Raw genomic sequence first — 14400 nt, 5'->3', positions numbered from 1 at the left:
CAAGACTGCCCGCAAATATGCGGTTTCTCAAGCGAAGCTTACCCTTACTCCGAAGCATCGCGCAGTTGCTGCAGGGCGGCCAGCACCAACGGCGCGTCGGCGGGCTGCAGCCGGGACTGCAGTGCGGACAGGGCCGCCTCGCCTTCCCTTTGCAGTTGGCCGATGGCCTGGCCGGCTTCCTTGGGGGCGTCGAAGCCCAGGCTTTGCAGCAGCAGCTGGCCGTCGGCAGCCACGAGCTTGAAGTAGAACTTGCCGTCGGCTTCGCGGTATTGCTTGAACTGGGGCAGGGCCTGCTTCGCGGCCTTGGCCTTGGCGGCCACGGGGGCCTGGGCCAGGCTGCGCAGGCCGACGGCCGAGCGCAGTTCTCGGATCAGGGGCAGGGTCTCGCGGCGGGCCTTGGTGGCGCCGGCCTGCAGGATGTCCTCCAGTTCGCCCGGATGGGCCACCAGGTGCTCGTAGCGCTCGCGCATGGGGGCCAGCTCGCGGTCGATGCGCTCGAACAGCTGCTGCTTGGCGTCGCCCCAGGCAATGCCTTCGGCGTACTGGCGGCGCAGCGCCTCGGTTTCTTCCTCGCTGGCAAAGCCCTGGTAGATCTGGAACAGGGCCGAGCCCTCGACTTCCTTGGGCTCGCCGGGCGTGCGCGAATCGGTGGTGATGCTGCCGATGAGCTTGCGCAGCTGCTCGCGCGTGGAGAACAGCGGGATGGTGTTGTTGTAGCTCTTGCTCATCTTGCGGCCGTCCAGGCCGGGCAGCGTGGCCACGTTGTCCTCGACCTGTGCCTCGGGCAGCGTGAAGAACTCGCCGCCATAGATGTGGTTGAAGCTGGAGGCCATGTCGCGCGCCATCTCGATGTGCTGGACCTGGTCGCGGCCCACGGGCACCTTGTGGGCGTTGAAGGCCAGGATGTCGGCAGCCATCAGCACGGGGTACATGAACAGGCCGGCAGTCACGCCGTCATCGGTCTCGGCGCCGTCCGCGTGGTTCTTGTCCACGGCCGCCTTGTAGGCGTGGGCGCGGTTGAGCAGGCCCTTGCCGGTCACGCAGGTCAGCAGCCAGCACAGCTCGGGGATCTCGGGGATGTCGGACTGGCGGTAGAAGGTCACATGCTCGGGGTCCAGCCCCGCCGCCAGCCAGCTGGCCGCGATCTCGATGGTGGAGCGCTGCACGCGCGCCGGGTCCTGGCACTTGATCAGTGCGTGGTAGTCGGCCAGGAAGTAGAAGTTCTCCACCTCGCGCGAGCGGCTGGCCGCGATGGCCGGGCGCAGCATGCCGGCATAGTTGCCGAGGTGCGGGGTTCCGCTGGGAGTGATGCCGGTGAGGAAACGGATGGTGCTCATGACGGGAGACTGCGACAGGCAATAGAGAGAAAAGAAGGGAATCTGACGGGCAGGCTGGGCGGGTCTGCCGCGCGTTCAGCGCAGCAGCGCGATCAGCGGCGTCAACGCGAGATCGATCACGGCATAGCCGAGATCCATCAGCGGCCGCAGCCACAGGCTGCCGACCACGCCGGCGATGACCAGTCCCATGACGATGAAGAATCCCCAGGGTTCGATCCGCGCCACCCATTGCGCCTGGCGCCAGGGCAGCAGGCCGACGAGGATGCGCCCGCCGTCCAGCGGCGGCAGCGGGAAGAGGTTGAAGGCCCACATCACCAGATTGACCAGGATGCCGGCGCGGCACATTTCAATGAAGAAGCGCTCGCCCACTCCCGATCCGACCAGAACCACGAGCAGCACGCCCCACATCAGCGCCTGCACGAAATTGGAGGCCGGGCCCGCCAGGGCCACCCAGATCATGTCGCGCTTGGGGTTGCGCAACTGGTCGAAGCGCACGGGCACGGGCTTGGCGTAGCCGAACAGGAAGGCGCCCGAGGTGGCGAAATACAGCAGCAGCGGCATCAGGATGGTGCCGATGGGGTCGATGTGCTTGATGGGGTTGAGCGTGATGCGTCCCATCATGGCGGCCGTGTTGTCGCCGAAGTGGCGTGCGGCATAGCCGTGGGCAGCCTCGTGCACCGTGATCGCGAAGAGCACGGGCAGGGCATAGATGAGTACGGTCTGGATGAGGTTGGAGATGTCCACGGCGGGCATTGTCTCAGACGGCGGCCACCCTTGCCGCTGGGCACCGCCAGAGCCCGTGCGCAGCGCTGCGGCCGACCGGATATGGTGGTTTCCCGCGGATTGGCAACAGCCGCCTCTGTGTTGCAAAATGAAACAGCAATGCGATGGGCGAATCAACAGGTTTTTCACCAAGGCCCTCGGGCCATATGGACAAGAGGTGGCACGTGGGCGTACTGGGCTTGGGCAGGCTGCCGATAGGCTGGCGGCTGGTGATTGCGTTCGGCGGTATCAATCTGCTGGTGTTCACGATGATGGCGGTCACGGTGCTCTCGCTGGGGCAGGCCGAGCAGGCGCTGGCGGCCGGCGGGGCGACCACGGTGGCCGAGCAGGCGCTGGTGCACACGCGCTGGTGGGTGCTGGGCCTGGGGGCGGCCGTCTGCACACTGGCCCTGGTGGCCTGGTTCAGCCTGCGGCGCGGCATCGTGCAGCCGCTGGGCCAGGCCATCCTGATTGCCGAAACAGTGGCCGCCGGCGACCTGAGTCAGGAGTTTTCGACCGAGCTGCAGGGCGACTTCGGCCGCCTGCTGGGCGCGCTGGGCACCATGGAAGACACGCTGACCGAGCTGGTCGGCCGCATCAAGCAGTCCACGGATTCCATCGGCCTGTCGGCCGGTGAGATCGACGCCGGCAACACCGACCTGTCGCGCCGCACCGAGGCCCAGGTCTCGGCGCTGGCCCAGACGGCGGCCAGCATGGAGCAGCTCACGGCCACCGTGCGCCAGAACGCGGAGCGCGCGCATTCGGCCAGCGGCCTGGCCGTCGATGCATCGTCCACGGCCAGGCGCGGGGGGGCCGTGGTGGGCGAGGTGGTGCAGACCATGGAGGCCATCAGCGGCAGCTCGCGCAAGATCGTGGACATCATCCAGGTCATCGAAGGCATTGCCTTCCAGACCAATATCCTTGCGCTGAACGCGGCCGTGGAGGCGGCACGCGCGGGCGAACAGGGTCGGGGCTTCGCCGTGGTGGCCAGCGAGGTGCGCAGCCTGGCCGGCCGTTCGGCCGAGGCTGCCAAGCAGATCAAGGAACTGATCACCACCAGCGTGCGCCAGGTGGAAAGCGGCGCGGGCCTGGTCAACCAGGCGGGCGCCACCATGCAGGAGATTGTCGGCGCCGTGGGCCAGGTCTCGGGCCTGCTCGGCGAAATGTCGCAGGCCCTGCGCGAGCAAAGCGAAGGCATTGCCCAGGTCAACGCCGCCGTGGGCCACATGGACAGCGCCACCCAGGAGAACGCGGCCCTGGTGCATCAGGCCTCGCGTGCGGCCTCAGCGCTGAGCGAGCGCGCCCAGGAGCTGGAGCAGGCCGTGGGCGCCTTCAAGCTCGATGACGAGCCGCAGGACACTGGCGCTGGCGTGCGGGTGCAGCCGCAGAAGCCGTCGATGGCTCCCGCCGCAGTCTTGTCCGCCGCTGTGACGAGGCCGTTGCAGCGCGTGCCGGCTGCTGCACCCCGGCCCCTGGAGTGGGCGCAGCACTGAACGCCTTTCAGGATCAAGCTGCAAAAACAGACGCCGGGCATGCCCGGCGTTGATGCTTGTGCGGGGGGTGGGGTGATTCAGGTCATTTCCAGGCCCAGGGCCTCCAGGCTGCCCCGGCCTTGCCGCACCACGGTGGGCGGATTGCCCAGGGCCATGGGCACCAGGTCGATCACCGTGGTCGGCTCCGAGGGGCAGGCACCTGCATCGACGATGGCATCGAGCTCGTGGGGAAAGCGCTCCAGGATGGCATCCGCGTCATGCAGGGCCTCGGTCTCTCCGGGCGGGATCAGCGTGGTGGCGATCAGCGGCTCGCCCAGCTGCTCCAGCAGCAGCTGCGTGCCCTTGCGGTCCGGCACGCGCAGGCCGATGGTCTTGCGCGAGGGGTGGCTCAGGCGCTTGGGCACTTCCTTGGAGGCTTCCAGGATGAAGGTGTAGGGGCCCGGCGTGGCCAGCTTCAACAGCCGGTACTGGCGGTTGTCCACGCGCGCATGGCTGGACAGCTCCGACAGGTCGCGGCACAGCAGCGTGAGGTGGTGCTTGTCGTTGATCTGGCGGATGCGGCGAAGCCGCTCCACCGCAGGGCGGTCGTCCAGATGGCAGACCAGGGCATAGCTGGAGTCCGTGGGAATGGCCAGGATGGCGCCCTGGCGCAGCATGTCGGCGGCCTGCTTGATGAGACGGGGCTGGGGATTGTCGGGGTGGGCTTCGAAGCGTAGGACCATGGTGTGCGTTGTTTGCGGGAAGGGCTCAGGCCGGCTGAATGCGCTCGCCCAGCAGTTCCCATACCGGCGTCAGCTGGCCCGGCAGGTAGGGCAGGTCGCCCAGGTCGGTATGCGACTCCTCGGGGCTGTGGAAGTCGCTGCCGCGCGAGGCGGCCAGGCCGAACTCGCGGGCCATGTCGGCATAGACGGCGTACTCGCTGGGGCGGTGGCTGCCGGTGACGACCTCCACGCCCTGGCCCCCATGGGCCTTGAATTCGGAAAACAGCGCGTACTCCTCGTTGGCCGTCAGCGCATAGCGGGCCGGGTGGGCGATCACCGCCACGCCGCCGGCCTGCGTGATCCAGCGCACGGCGTCGGCCAGGCGCGCCCAGGTATGGGGCACGTAGCCGGGATGGCCTTCGGTCAGGTAGTGGCGGAACACCTCGCCGGTGTCGCGGCAGCGGCCGGATTCCACGAGAAAGCGTGCGAAATGCGTGCGCGAGATCAGCGCGGGATTGCCGGCAAAGCGCAGCGCGCCTTCGTAGCTGCCTTCAATGCCGGCCAGCTCCAGCTGGCGGGCCATCTCGCGGGCGCGGGGACCGCGTCCGTCGCGCGTGGCATGCAGGCCTTCGACCAGGGCCGGGTCGTCTGCGTCAAAGCCCAGGCCCACGATGTGCACCGTGGTGCCTGCAAAGCTCACCGAGATCTCTGCGCCCGTCAGGTAGTCCAGGCCGCAGGCGCGCGCTGCGGCGGCTGCGCGGTGCTGGCCGCCGACCTCGTCGTGGTCGGTCAGCGCCCACAGCTGCACGCCGCGGGCCGCGGCACGTTCGGCCAGTTGTTCAGGCGTCAGCGTTCCATCCGAGACCACGGAGTGGCTGTGCAGATCGGCATTCAGATAGGACTTGGGCACCGGCCCATTGTAGGTGTCGGTCCTTTTCCGAGCCTGGCGCTGCGGCTGGGGACTTCCCTGAGTGCGGGTTTACCGCCCTCAATAGTGACAGCGGCATGACGATGATCAGCCAGGCGCCGTCAAGGGTGGACAAGAATGATTGCCCGGAGCGAAGGTCGGCGGGGCGCCATGGCCAAGCTCCGGCATTGTTAGAAAAAAGATCGGTTTTTCCATGAATCTGAATCAAATCACCGTCGCCCAGAAACTCTGGGCCCTGGTGCTGGGACTGCTGGTGAGCATGCTGGCGGTCAACGGCGGCATCCTGTTCTATCTGCACGGAGTCAACGAGAAGATCAACACCGACGTGATGACCGCGCAGCGCGGCGCCACGCTGGCGCGCGAGTGGCGGCATCTGACCCAGATGAGCGTGGAGCGCTCCATCGTCGCGGCCATGTCACCCGACGAGACGCTGGCCGCGCAGCAGCGCGCGCTGATGAGCAAGGGCATAGAACGCATCAACGTGCTGCAAAAGCAGGTGGGCGAGCTGCAGCTCGATGCCAAGGGCAAGCAGGCGCTGGAGGCCGTGGCGGCCGAGCGCCGGGAAACGCTCAAGGCCAACTCGGCGGCCCAGGATGCGCGCAAGGCCAGCGACTTCGCCTCCACCTTCGACATCGTGGAAAAGCAGCTGCGCCCGGCGGCCGAGCGCTACAACACGGCGCAGGAAGCCTTTGTGCAGCAGCAGGAGCGCCAAAGCGAGCTGGCGCGCGAGGAGGGCGTCGCCCACCGCACCCGGGCCTACTGGATCGGCGCCCTGGCCAGCGCGCTCATCGTGGCCCTGGGCCTGTTCATGGGCATGGCCATCATGCGTTCCATCACACGGCCGCTGGACCAGGCCGTGGCGCTGGCCGACGGCATTGCCGCAGGCGATCTCACGGGGTCGGTGCAAAGCAACCGGGGCGATGAGCTGGGCCATCTGCTGCAGGCGCTCAACGGCATGGCCCAGCGGCTGCGCGGCGTGGTGGGCGAGGTGCGTTCGGGCGTGGAGTCCGTGTCCACGGCTTCCAACCAGATCGCCAGCGGCAACCAGGACCTGTCCTCGCGTACCGAGCAGACGGCGGCGAATCTGGAGGAGACGGCGGCCAGCATGGAGGAGCTGACGGCCACCGTCACCCAGTCGGCCGATACGGCGCGCCAGGCCAACCAGCTGGCCGCCACGGCCGCGCAGGCGGCCGAGCAGGGCGGTGCCGTGGTGGCCCAGGTGGTCACCAGCATGCAGCAGATCACGGACAGCAGCCGCAAGATCGCCGACATCATCGGCGTGATCGACGGCATTGCCTTCCAGACCAACATCCTGGCGCTCAACGCCGCCGTGGAAGCGGCCCGCGCCGGCGAGCAGGGCCGGGGTTTTGCCGTGGTGGCCGGCGAGGTGCGTTCGCTGGCGCAGCGCAGTGCCGAGGCCGCCAAGGAGATCAAGCTGCTGATCACCACCAGCGTGGACAACGTGCAGTCGGGCTCGCAGCAGGTGGAGCAGGCGGGGCGCTCCATGGAGGAAATCGTCTCCAGCGTGCGCCGCGTCAGCGACCTCATCGGCGAGATCACCGCCTCGTCCACCGAGCAGCGCGACGGCATTGGCCAGGTCAACCAGGCCGTGAGCCAGCTCGACCAGATGACGCAGCAGAATGCGGCCCTGGTCGAGGAATCCAGCGCGGCTGCGCTGGCCATGCAGGACCAGGCGCGGCGCCTGTCCGAGGTGGTGGCGGTGTTCAAGCTGGGGCAGGAAGGCAGTGCGCTGGCACCGGCCCGGGCGCAGGCGCCCGCCAGTTCAGCCGCCGTGGCGCGCCGACCGGCAGCAGCCCCTGCAGCGGCGGCGCGCCCCGCGCCCGCGGCACGCCCGGCTGCCGCCGTGCGCAATGCACCGGCGCCCCAGATCCAGCCGCCTGTGGCCAAGGCGCCCGCCCGGGCACCTGCCAAGGCCGGCGCGGACGACGACTGGGAGACCTTCTAGCGGGAGGAGCGGGGATGCAGGCCGGCGCGTGCATGTGCGCCGGCCTGCAGGCCTTCGTCAGTTGCGCGGTTTGCCGTAGTCGGGCGAGCGCGGGCCCGGCAGCAGTCCGCGCTGCGCCATGGGCGACAGCAGGCGCTGGTTGGCGATGGAGGCGATCTGCACGCTGCGGTCGTTCATGGTGTCCAGGATCTGGTTGAGCAGTGCCGTCACCAGAATGCCGACCAGTCCGCCGCCCGAGCTTTGGCCTTCGGCACTGGAGGCCGTGGCGCTGCCGTCCCACAGCTGTGTGCCGGTACGCAGGTCCACCAGTTTGGCGTCCAGTGTGACCACCGAGGCGCTGCTGATCACCGCATAGCTGGTGCCGTAGTTGCGGATGTTCAGGTACAGGGCCGCATCGGCGCCAAAGATTTCACGGAGCTTGGCCACGGGCAGTTCCTGCGCATCGTCGGCGCTGACGATGCCGTTCTGGCGGAACATCTCCTCGGTGACCGCCACGGGCAGGACGTAGTAGCCAGCCTCTGCCAGCGGCAGCGTGATCTGCGACAGCACGCCCGCCGGCGCATTCACTTCCGGCGACTGGTTCAGCGCGGGCATGACCAGGATGGATGCAGGCTTGGATGCCCGCAGTGCCGAATAGTCATAGGGCGCAGTGGTGGCGCACCCGGTCAGTGCGACGGTCATGGCCAGGGCCAGGGTCTTGATGTGTGTGCTCAGGCGCATCTCAATCCTTGCGGGCCGTGAAGGTTTGCAGCAGCGTGTCCATGAACTTGGCGGATTCGGGGAAATGCTGCTTTTCCTCTGCCAATTGCTGGACCGTCTTTTCGTTGTTGCCGGTCCGGGAATACAGCATGGCCATATGGGCGCGATAGCCGGGGGGCAAAGCCTTTCCCTCGGCCTGCACCTTCAGGCGGGTTTCTTCCAGCTTGAGCAATTGGTCCTCGGCGCCTGTGCTTCCGTCATCCTTGAGGTATTGATAGACCTGGGGCTGGTAATCGTTCCAGGCATACAGCGGCTGGCGCGGTGCGGCGCAGCCGGCCAACGAGGCGCAAATGGCCAGTGCAGCCAGGGTTGCGGCCGAATGGGGAATCTGCTTCATTGCGCGGGCTTCCATGCACCGCTGTCCATGCCGGCCGCCAGCTTGTCCACGGCTTCGCGGATGGCCAGATCCAGCACCTTGCCATTGAGTGTGGAGTCATAGCCGGCCGTGCTGCCGAATCCCACGATTTCCCGGTTCGACAGGCTGTATTCGCCTGCGCCCTGCACCGAATAGACGACTTCGGAGGTCTGCACCCGGACGATGTTCAGGCTGACCTTGGCATAGGCCACCTGCTCCTTGCCACGGCCGAGCACGCCGAAGAACTGGCGGTCCCCGACCACCTTGCGGCCGAACTCGCTCACGTCGCCGGTCACGACGTAGGTGGCGCCCTTGATCGCCTGCTCCTGCCGGTTGAAGCCCGCTTCCTGGCGGGTCTCGGACATGTTGTCGCGGTCCAGCACGCTGAATCGGCCGCTTTGCTGCAGGTGGGTTACCAAGATGGTTCTGGCCTGGCCACCGAGGCGGTCGACTCCGTCCGAGAAAATGCCGCGCTGGAAGCTGGAGCGGTTGTCGAACTTGCCCACGGAAATGGGGCTGCGCGGGCCTTGATAGGCGCTGTATGCAGAAGCGGGTTTGGCCGTTTCAAGCGTGCGCGATTGCTCGGTGGTGGCGCAGCCGGAAAGGCCGGCGGCCAGGGTGATGGCAATGGCCGTGCAAGGCCACAGGCGAGAAGTCATGAGTTTTTCCCCGGTTTTCTTGGAATGAATTTGCAATAAATTGTTGCAAAAAACCGGGGATATTAACCGAGCGGCGTCGTGAAGGGCCGCTGGGATCTCTAGGAAATGTCCGAATGAACGCCCTCGATCAGGAATTGCACCTTGCGCTCTCCGCGCCATTCATTGATGTCCATGCGAAATGCAATGCAGGCCGATGACGGCAGCGGGTCGGTATGGCCGAACCAGATGCCGTCCACGGTTTCGCCCTGATGGCGCAATTGCAGTTTCAGGTGCTTTTCCCCGACCAGGCGCTGTGACAGCACTTCCAGCTGTTCACTGAAGGTGGGGGGCGCAAAGCCCTGGCCCCAGACCGCGAGATTGAGCTGCTCGACCATTTCCGGCTTGCGGAAATCCGGGTCCAGAGGCCCGTCGGTTTCTATGCGCCGCGTCAGCGTGGCCGCGTCCAGCCATTCCTGGGCCACCTGGGCCAGGGCCTTCTCGAACACGGCGAATCCGGCTTCGGCAATGGTGCAGCCGGCCGCCATGGCGTGGCCGCCGAAGCGCAGCAGCAGGCCAGGGTGGCGCTTGGATACCAGGTCCAGCGCGTCGCGCAGGTGAAAGCCGGGAATGGAGCGGCCCGAGCCCTTGAGTTCATGCTCGTGCCCCGGCGCGCCGCTGGCTGCGAAGACGAAGCTGGGCCGGTGCATGCGGTCCTTGATGCGCGAGGCCACGATGCCGACCACGCCTTCGTGGAAATCGGGGTCGAACACGCTGATGGCCGCCGGCGGCGTCATGCCGTCCGTGCACAGGCCCTCGGCCATGAGCAGGGCCTGCTCGCGCATGCCGCCTTCCAGCTCGCGGCGCTCGCGGTTGATGGCGTCCAGCATCTGGGCCAGGTTGGCGGCGCGGCCCGCATCGTCTGTGGTCAGGCACTCGATGCCGATGGTCATGTCGGACAGCCGGCCTGCTGCATTGATGCGCGGGCCCAGGGCAAAGCCGAAGTCGAACGTGGTGGCCGCAAAGGCCTTGCGGCCGGCCGCGTCGAACAAGGCCTGCAGGCCCGGCTGCATCTGGCCCCGGCGTATCTGCTTGAGGCCCAGGGCGACCAGGCGGCGGTTGTTGGCGTCCAGCCGGACCACGTCGGCCACCGTGCCCAGGGCGACCAGGGGCAGCAGGGCCTCCAGCCGGGGTTGGCTGGCCTTGTCGAAGCGGCCGCGCGCGCGCAGTTCGGCTCGCAGGGCCAGCAGCACGTAGAACATCACGCCGACACCGGCCATGGACTTGCTCTCGAAGCTGCAGCCGGGCTGGTTGGGGTTGACGATGGCATCGGCCAGCGGCAGGTGGTTGCCGGGCAGGTGGTGGTCGGTGACGACCACCTGCAGGCCCAGGGACTTGGCCTCGGCCACGCCTTCGACGCTGGCAATGCCGTTGTCCACGGTGACCATCACGTCGGCGCCGGTTTCCTTGACACGGCGCGCGATGGGGGGTGTCAGGCCGTAGCCGTCCACCACGCGGTCGGGCACCAGGTAGCCGACCTCGGTCGCGCCCAGCATGCGCAGGCCGCGCCAGCCCACGGCGCAGGCGGTGGCGCCGTCGCAGTCGTAGTCGGCCACGATGCACAGTCGCAGGCCGCGCTCTATGGCATCGGCCAGCAGCCGCACGGCGGCGTCCATGCCCAGCAGGCCCGAGGGGGCCAGCAGGCGCGCGGGCGTGTCGTCCAGTTCGTCGGCGGAGCACACGCCGCGTGCGGCGTAGAGCTGGGCCAGCAGCGGGTGGACACCGGCCTGGCGCAGTGCCCAGGCCTGCTGCGCAGGGATCTCGCGGGGAATGATTTTCATGGGCAGTGTGTCAGAGCATGCGGCCCAGGTCGGGCAGGGCGCGGGGGCCGAAAAGGCCCGTCAGCCTGTCCAGCCAGCGCGGCGGGCGGCTGCTCCATGCGATGGCATGGCGTTCGCCGCACAGCGTCAGCGTGAGCGGGTGGCCTGCGCGCACGCGCTCCAGCAGGCGGGCGATGAGCCCGGCGTCCAGCGCCTTCCAGGCCTCGCGCCACGCAGCGGGGTTGCCCTGCAGGGCTGCGGCGTGAAGGTCGTCCAGGCATTGCACGGCGGCCTTGGCGCCGGTGGCCGTGCCGGGCTGCAGGCGCCCGGCGCCGTGGACCCAGAAGGCGTTGATGGGCACCTGTCCGCGGGCGGCGCGGGCGTCGTTGAAGACATGGGTGTAGAGCAGCATCTGCACCTCGCTTTGCAGGCGGTGCAGGGCGCGCGCCTGCTGCGCATCGGGCAGCCAGGGCCGCACATCGCGGCCGATGACGCGGTCCATGGAGGCCGTGGCCAGGTCATCGAACAGCGCACCGCGCGCCAGCCAGCGCTGCGGCTGCTGGTACTCCAGCACGATGCCGTCGTCGGCGAACCAGGGCGCCAGCAGGGCCAGCAGCTGGCGGGATTCCTCATCGCTGAGGGGTGTGGTGGCGGGATCGCTCTGGTGCACCTGGTCTGCGCCTATGTGCCAGTGGCAGGGCGTGAAATAGGCGCAGGCCTGCGCCGTCTCACCGGCCTGCCAGGCGGCCCAGGCAATCAGGCCCGGTGCATCGGGCAGGCCCAGCGAGTGCGCCAGGGCGCGTTCGTGGGGGGGAGAAAAATCCATCTCCGAGCCGGTCTGTGCGGGCGCGGGCTGCATCAGCGCCAGCAGGGATTGGAGATGGGGCAGCTCCAGGCCGCCCCAGGCGGCCGCGACGGCAGCGTCATCCGCTGCATCCGAGGACGGACCGCCGGCATAGGGAATGATCCATTCGGTCGTTTCCTCCAGCGGGGCTTGGGTGGAGGACACCAGGGGCGCGGTCAAAAGCATGGCCGCTATTGTCGGGCATGGGGTGCCGCAGTGCCGGCGCCTTCGTTTTTCCCCTTGGAGCGCGGTTCAGCGCTGGGGCATGTCCCGGGCCGAAGAGACCAGGCTGACCGTGGCGTCCTCGGGGATGGGCGGCATGCCCTGGTTCCAGTCTTCCCAGGCGCTGCGCATGGCGGCCAGACGCTCGGGCGCGCGCACTGCCTGGTTGGCGCGCTCGCGCTCGTCGGCGGCCAGGTCGAACAGGTAGTCGATGCCGTCCACGCGCAGGTACTTCCAGTCGCCATCGCGCAGGGCGCGCTGGCCGCGGTGCTTCATGCGCCAGTGCAGGGTGCGTGGGAATTCGGCATCTTCGGCGCGCAGCACGGGCAGCAGCGAGATGCCGTCCAGCGCATGGCCCTCTGGCGCCTGCACGCCGGCGGCATCCAGCACCGTGGCCGACCAGTCCATGCTCATGCAGTGCTGGGGGCTGCTGCGGCCCGGTGCGATCACGGCCGGCCAGTGCGCGATCCAGGGCACGCGTATGCCGCCTTCGGTCAGGTCCATCTTGCCGCCGACCAGGGGCCAGTTGTCGGAGAAGCGTTCGCCGCCGTTGTCGCTGGTGAAGACGATGAGGGTGTTGTCCAGCTGCCCGTTGGCGCGCAGCGCCTCGACGATCCAGCCTATGCCTTCGTCCATGTGGTGGATCATGCGGCGGTACTGGTGGATGTTGCCGCCGTCCAGGTGGGCAATGCCTGCGCCCAGTGCCTCGGCCGTGCTGCGGTCCTCGCGCGTTTCCCAGGGCCAGTGCGGCGCCGTGTAGTGCAGGCTCAGGAAGAAGGGCGCATCGCCTTGGGCCATGCGGTGGACGAAGTCCACGCTGCGCTGCGACAGCAGGTCGGTCAGGTAGCCCTCGTCATGGTGTTCCTCCTCGCCCACCCACAAGTCGTGCTGGCCCGAGCTGCTCAGGTGGGTGAAGTAGTCCACGCCGCCCGACATGGGGCCGAAGTATTCCTCGTAGCCCGAGCGCAGCGGGCCGAAGTGCGGCGGGTAGCCCAGGTGCCATTTGCCGATCAGCGCCGTGCGGTAGCCCGCATCCCTGAGCATGGAGGCCACGGTGGGCATGTCCGGCGGCAGGCCCAGCTTCTCGCCCAGCGGCGTGCCGCGTGTCTTGCTGTTGATGGGCTCCTCGGCCGCACCGCGCAGGCGGTACTGGTAGCGCGCCGTGGCCAGGGCAAAGCGCGTGGGAGAGCACACGGGCGAGTTGGCATAGCCCTGGGTGAGCCTGAGGCCGCTGGCGGCCAGGCGGTCGAGCACCGGGGACACCGCTCCGAAGTCGGCCGCGCGGCCGCCGTAGCAGCCGAGGTCGGCATAGCCGAGGTCGTCGGCCACGATGAAAAGGATATTGGGACGGGACATGGAAATGCGCTCTGTGCAGGGTCGTGGGCGGGAAGCGGCGGCGCTCATTCCATCTTCATTCCGGTGGACTGGATCACGGTCCGGTAGCGGTCGGCCAGCGCCTGTATGCGTTCGGCGGCGGCCGGGCCGGTCAGGCCTTCGTAGAACAGGTCGTTGGCGCGCATGCGCTCGCGCAGCGCCGGATCCTTCATGGCCTTTTCCAGCGCGGACTGGATCCTGGCGACCAGCGGCTCGGGCGTGGCGGCCGGCACCCACAGGGCGAACAGCACTTCCTGCTCCAGGTCCTTGTGGCCCAGCTCGCCCACGGTGGGCACGCCGGGCACCAGCGGGTTGCGCTGGCGCGTGGTCACGGCCAGCGGCACGACCTTGCCGGCCGCCACCTGGCCCAGCATGGCCGAGGAGCTGATGATGCCGCCGTCCACCTCGCCCGCCAGCACGGCCGTGCTGGCCGGGGCGTTGCCCTTGTAGGGCACGTGGCTGACCTTGGCGCCCGTGGCATGGGTGAGGATGGCCGAGGCCAGGTGGCCCGGCGTGCCGTAGCCGGCCGAGCCCAGCGTCAGGCCGCTTCTCTTGCCCTGGGCGATGAACTGGTCCAGGGTCCTGAGGCCGGTGCGGGGATTCACGGCCACCATCATTCCCTGCGAGGCGATCATCATCACGGGGCGCAGGTCCGTGCCCTTGAAGGGCATGCTCTTGTAGATGAAGGGATTGACGGTGAAGGTCGTGTCGATGCCGACCAGCAGCGTGTAGCCGTCGCCGGGTGCCTTGGCCGCGTTGTCGGTGCCGATGTTGCCGCCCGCGCCGGGCCGGTTGTCCACGACGAAGGGCTGTTTGAGCTCACGCTGCAGTACCTCGCCCAGGCTGCGCGCCAGAATGTCGGCGGCGCCAGCGGGCGCGAAGGCGACGACGATGCGCACGGGTTTGGCGGGCCAGGCGGCAGCATCGGCGGCCGCATCGGCCCGGGCGCCAGCGCCGGAGCCCAGGCCCAGCAGAAGGGCCAGGCCGGCCCGCAGCAGCGGGCTGCGCAAGGCATGGGTGGCATGGGTGGCATGGGTGGCTTGGAACAGGGAAAACATGGTCGGCGAACTTTCTGCGCTGCGGGTGCGCCGGGCTTTGCGAGAATCCCCAAGCCGGCTCCGGACGGTGGCTCCCGTTGTCTCCTTTCCGGACGGGGCCACTGTAGAAGTCCCTGCAGCAATTGATCTAATCAACTGTTCCCCGT

At 68.3% G+C, this 14400-nt stretch carries 13 protein-coding genes; 2 read left to right on the top strand and 11 right to left on the bottom strand.

Annotation, left to right across the window (positions count from 1 at the left end; genetic code table 11):
• Nucleotides 1–44 precede the first annotated feature (44 nt).
• Both ACF8ME_RS02050 and ACF8ME_RS02045 read right to left on the bottom strand, forming a co-directional pair.
• The gene (locus ACF8ME_RS02050) at nucleotides 45–1337 is read right to left on the bottom strand and encodes a tryptophan--tRNA ligase (RefSeq protein WP_074921098.1); all 1293 of its coding nucleotides are present in this window, start codon (nucleotides 1335–1337) and stop codon (nucleotides 45–47) included.
• Nucleotides 1338–1412: 75 nt separating this feature from the next.
• Nucleotides 1413–2090, bottom strand: a complete 678-nt coding sequence (locus ACF8ME_RS02045; RefSeq protein WP_016445716.1) for a site-2 protease family protein — start codon at nucleotides 2088–2090, stop codon at nucleotides 1413–1415.
• Nucleotides 2091–2266: 176 nt separating this feature from the next.
• On the opposite strand from ACF8ME_RS02045, the gene ACF8ME_RS02040 reads away from it, so the two are divergent.
• Nucleotides 2267–3592: a methyl-accepting chemotaxis protein gene (locus ACF8ME_RS02040; RefSeq protein WP_392415063.1), complete on the top strand. Its 1326-nt coding sequence runs from the start codon at nucleotides 2267–2269 to the stop codon at nucleotides 3590–3592.
• Between the two features lie 77 nt (nucleotides 3593–3669).
• Here the strand turns inward: ACF8ME_RS02040 and ACF8ME_RS02035 are convergent, their stop codons facing one another.
• Both ACF8ME_RS02035 and ACF8ME_RS02030 read right to left on the bottom strand, forming a co-directional pair.
• Nucleotides 3670–4314, bottom strand: coding sequence for an L-threonylcarbamoyladenylate synthase (locus tag ACF8ME_RS02035; RefSeq protein WP_016445718.1), 645 nt, complete (start codon nucleotides 4312–4314; stop codon nucleotides 3670–3672).
• 25 nt (nucleotides 4315–4339) lie between these two features.
• Nucleotides 4340–5203 carry a 3',5'-nucleoside bisphosphate phosphatase gene (locus ACF8ME_RS02030; protein ID WP_016445719.1) on the bottom strand — a complete coding sequence of 288 codons (864 nt, stop codon included), beginning with the start codon at nucleotides 5201–5203 and terminating at the stop codon, nucleotides 4340–4342.
• A 211-nt stretch (nucleotides 5204–5414) separates the two neighbouring features.
• On the opposite strand from ACF8ME_RS02030, the gene ACF8ME_RS02025 reads away from it, so the two are divergent.
• Nucleotides 5415–7187, top strand: coding sequence for a methyl-accepting chemotaxis protein (locus tag ACF8ME_RS02025; protein WP_046984442.1), 1773 nt, complete (start codon nucleotides 5415–5417; stop codon nucleotides 7185–7187).
• Between the two features lie 57 nt (nucleotides 7188–7244).
• Here the strand turns inward: ACF8ME_RS02025 and ACF8ME_RS02020 are convergent, their stop codons facing one another.
• The 7 genes from ACF8ME_RS02020 to ACF8ME_RS01990 form a co-directional block, all read right to left on the bottom strand.
• Nucleotides 7245–7907: a DUF799 domain-containing protein gene (locus tag ACF8ME_RS02020; protein WP_017407772.1), complete on the bottom strand. Its 663-nt coding sequence runs from the start codon at nucleotides 7905–7907 to the stop codon at nucleotides 7245–7247.
• Between the two features lies 1 nt (nucleotide 7908).
• On the bottom strand, nucleotides 7909–8283 hold the full coding sequence (locus tag ACF8ME_RS02015; RefSeq protein WP_016445722.1) for a DUF4810 domain-containing protein: 375 nt from the start codon (nucleotides 8281–8283) through the stop codon (nucleotides 7909–7911).
• Nucleotides 8280–8960 carry a CsgG/HfaB family protein gene (locus ACF8ME_RS02010; protein ID WP_016445723.1) on the bottom strand — a complete coding sequence of 227 codons (681 nt, stop codon included), beginning with the start codon at nucleotides 8958–8960 and terminating at the stop codon, nucleotides 8280–8282. The genes ACF8ME_RS02015 and ACF8ME_RS02010 overlap by 4 nt, the downstream gene beginning before the upstream one ends.
• 98 nt (nucleotides 8961–9058) lie before the next feature.
• The gene (recJ, locus tag ACF8ME_RS02005) at nucleotides 9059–10777 is read right to left on the bottom strand and encodes a single-stranded-DNA-specific exonuclease RecJ (protein WP_310041467.1); all 1719 of its coding nucleotides are present in this window, start codon (nucleotides 10775–10777) and stop codon (nucleotides 9059–9061) included.
• Nucleotides 10778–10787: 10 nt separating this feature from the next.
• Nucleotides 10788–11786, bottom strand: a complete 999-nt coding sequence (locus ACF8ME_RS02000; protein ID WP_392415060.1) for a phosphoglycerate mutase — start codon at nucleotides 11784–11786, stop codon at nucleotides 10788–10790.
• A gap of 66 nt (nucleotides 11787–11852) precedes the next feature.
• Complete coding sequence (locus ACF8ME_RS01995) at nucleotides 11853–13178, bottom strand: sulfatase (protein ID WP_279494457.1); 1326 nt, start codon at nucleotides 13176–13178, stop codon at nucleotides 11853–11855.
• A 44-nt stretch (nucleotides 13179–13222) separates the two neighbouring features.
• On the bottom strand, nucleotides 13223–14254 hold the full coding sequence (locus tag ACF8ME_RS01990; protein WP_392415058.1) for a tripartite tricarboxylate transporter substrate binding protein: 1032 nt from the start codon (nucleotides 14252–14254) through the stop codon (nucleotides 13223–13225).
• Nucleotides 14255–14400: the final 146 nt, after the last annotated feature.

The organism is Delftia sp. WSY_7 (genome assembly GCF_043104845.1).
In the GTDB taxonomy this organism is placed as follows: Bacteria; Pseudomonadota; Gammaproteobacteria; order Burkholderiales; family Burkholderiaceae_C; genus Comamonas; species Comamonas tsuruhatensis.
Note: the sequence above shows the minus strand (reverse complement) of the source record. Positions and strands in the feature narration are given on the sequence as shown.

Coding starts and splice junctions, on each gene's coding strand:
- ACF8ME_RS02050 (WP_074921098.1), bottom strand. CDS start 1,337: ATGAGCACCATCCGTTTCCTCACCGGCATCACTCCCAGCGGAACCCCG.
- ACF8ME_RS02045 (WP_016445716.1), bottom strand. CDS start 2,090: ATGCCCGCCGTGGACATCTCCAACCTCATCCAGACCGTACTCATCTAT.
- ACF8ME_RS02040 (WP_392415063.1), top strand. CDS start 2,267: ATGGACAAGAGGTGGCACGTGGGCGTACTGGGCTTGGGCAGGCTGCCG.
- ACF8ME_RS02035 (WP_016445718.1), bottom strand. CDS start 4,314: ATGGTCCTACGCTTCGAAGCCCACCCCGACAATCCCCAGCCCCGTCTC.
- ACF8ME_RS02025 (WP_046984442.1), top strand. CDS start 5,415: ATGAATCTGAATCAAATCACCGTCGCCCAGAAACTCTGGGCCCTGGTG.
- ACF8ME_RS02020 (WP_017407772.1), bottom strand. CDS start 7,907: ATGCGCCTGAGCACACACATCAAGACCCTGGCCCTGGCCATGACCGTC.
- ACF8ME_RS02015 (WP_016445722.1), bottom strand. CDS start 8,283: ATGAAGCAGATTCCCCATTCGGCCGCAACCCTGGCTGCACTGGCCATT.
- ACF8ME_RS02010 (WP_016445723.1), bottom strand. CDS start 8,960: ATGACTTCTCGCCTGTGGCCTTGCACGGCCATTGCCATCACCCTGGCC.
- recJ (WP_310041467.1), bottom strand. CDS start 10,777: ATGAAAATCATTCCCCGCGAGATCCCTGCGCAGCAGGCCTGGGCACTG.
- ACF8ME_RS02000 (WP_392415060.1), bottom strand. CDS start 11,786: ATGCTTTTGACCGCGCCCCTGGTGTCCTCCACCCAAGCCCCGCTGGAG.
- ACF8ME_RS01995 (WP_279494457.1), bottom strand. CDS start 13,178: ATGTCCCGTCCCAATATCCTTTTCATCGTGGCCGACGACCTCGGCTAT.
- ACF8ME_RS01990 (WP_392415058.1), bottom strand. CDS start 14,254: ATGTTTTCCCTGTTCCAAGCCACCCATGCCACCCATGCCACCCATGCC.